Source organism: Streptomyces sparsus (assembly GCF_054776295.1).
On record NZ_BAAHCA010000841.1, the window covers coordinates 1 to 2,168 of the forward strand.

The window sequence follows — 2,168 nt, forward strand, 5'->3', positions numbered from 1 at the left end:
CCCAGGCTGGTCGGGCTGGCGCGGCGTCGGGGCGGCGAGGCGCCACAGTGAGGCCCACTGGGCGGCTCCGAGGTCCTTGGGCAGCGCGGACGGCGCGAGGCGCTCCGACCGCAGCCAGTCCCGGCAGGCGGAACGGGGTAGCCGGCCGGTTCCCCGCAGGATCTCGGGCAGGCCGCGTCCCGGTCCGGTGAAGACCTGGCGGACGAACTCCTGGTACGGCTTCCGGGGCCCGTCGACGAGGGGCGTCGCCCGCCGGGTCAGGGTGAGCAGCCCGCCGTCCACCGACGGCATCGGGCGGAACGCCCCGGCCGGGACCCGGGCGTGCAGCCGGAAGTCGTACCAGGGCCACCAGGCCGCCGTCAGCATGCTCGCCCCGCCGACTCCGGCCCGCCGCCGGGCGACCTCCCACCGCACGAGCAGCACGGCGGTGTGCCAGTGGTCCGCGGCGAGCAGCCGCCGCAGGATCGCGGTGGTGAGGTGGAACGGCAGGCTGCCCGCCACGACGTGCGGTGTGCGGGGGAAACGGTGGCGCAGGACGTCGGCGGTCACCACCTCGACGTGCGGCGGCAGCCGGCGGGCGAGCCGGCCGGCCCGCCGGGGATCCACCTCGACGGCCGTCAGCGGTCGGCCGGTCCGGCTCAGCGGCACGGTGAGGGCGCCGTCACCCGGCCCGATCTCCACGATCGGTCCGGTGGACTCCGACACGAGCCGGGTGACGGTCCGGATCACCGCGGGGTCGACGAGGAAGTTCTGGCCGAGTTCGTGGCGGCCCCCCGGGGCGGGCCCGGAAACGGCGGGGCCGGGAAACCGGGCGGCGGGGGAGGGACGCGCCGGGCCGTTGGCGCGGGCGGGGCGGGAGGGCCGGGATGACATGGCGGGGCTCCGGGAGGCAGTTCGGAGCCGGGCAGCACGAGGTGCCGCACCGGCGGGGGCCGAAGTGCGGCGGAGCTGGAACGAGTCGGACAGCCCGCCGCTAGGAGCGGCGGGTCCTCGTGAAGACGTGCATGGCGTGCATGCGGGGCACGCTAACGCGGGCCCGGGTCGTCCGCCCACCGGTTTTTCGCCGCGCGGGCGGCCGCCCGGGGTTCAGGCGGGCGCCGGTGGCAGGACGCGGCAGAGGGCTGCCAGTGCGGAGCCGTAGGCGTGCTCCGGCGGGGTGGCGTAACCGATGACGAGGCCGTCCGTCTCCGGTGCCGTCGCGTCGGGGTGGCGGTAGGAGCCGAGGCCGGCGAGGCCGAGGCCCGTCCGGGCGGCGGCGTCCAGGGTGGACCGTTCGGTGCCGGCGGGCAGCCGCAGGACGGCGTGCAGACCGGCGGCGATGCCGGTGGGCGTGACGTGCGGAGCGTGCTCGGTCAGCGTCCCGACCAGCCGGTCCCGGCGCGACCGGTAACGCTGCCGCATGCGGCGCACGTGCCGGTCGTAGCGCCCCGAGCTGACGAAGTCGGCGAAGGTGAGCTGGTCCAGCACGCTCGTCCACGTCTCCCAACCGCCCTTGGCGGCGAGCACCGCGTCGACCAGGTCACCGGGCAGCACCATCCAGCCCAGGCGCAGGGCGGGGGACAGGCTCTTGCTGACCGAACCGAAGTGCAGCACCCGCTCGGGGTCGAGGCCCTGGAGGGCGCCCACCGGCTCGCGGTCGTAGCGGAACTCGCCGTCGTAGTCGTCCTCCAGTACGAGGCCGCCGTGCGCCCGCGCCCAGTCGACGACGGCCGCGCGGCGGGCGGAGTGCAGCGGACCGCCGGTGGGGAACTGGTGGGCCGGGGTGAGCACCACGGCGCGGACCGCCGGGCCGCCCGGTGCGGGGGAGGTCAACTGCTCGGTGCGGGCGCCGTGTTCGTCCAGCGGCAGGGGAACGGTCAGGACCCCGGAGGCGGCGAGCAGCGACCGGTGCACGTCCAGGCCGTAGGACTCGACGGCGAGCGGTCCGCGCAGCACACCGGAACCGAACAGCAGGCGCAGCGCGTGCGCGAACCCGGAGCAGATGACGATGCGCCCGGGTTCGGTGCGTACGCCCCGGGCCCGGGCCAGGTAGTCGGCCAGCGCGCTGCGCAGCTCCGGCCGGCCGTGGGGGTCACCGGCACCGAATGCCTCGTGGGGCGCGCCGGTGAGTGCCCGCCGCGCGGAGGCCAACCAGGCGGAGCGGGGGAACGACGCGGCGTCCGGCCGGC

Annotated in this window: 2 protein-coding genes; both read right to left on the bottom strand. The window is 76.8% G+C overall.

Annotated elements, in window-relative coordinates; all coding sequences use genetic code 11:
- Window positions 1–873, bottom strand: an 873-nt coding sequence (gene erm / locus ACYVE9_RS24035) for a 23S ribosomal RNA methyltransferase Erm (protein WP_461029988.1), incomplete at its 3' end; no start/stop codon positions are given.
- Window positions 874–1,086: 213 nt separating this feature from the next.
- The coding region (locus ACYVE9_RS24040) for an aminotransferase-like domain-containing protein (RefSeq protein ID WP_461029989.1) at window positions 1,087–2,168 on the bottom strand (1,082 nt) is incomplete at its 5' end.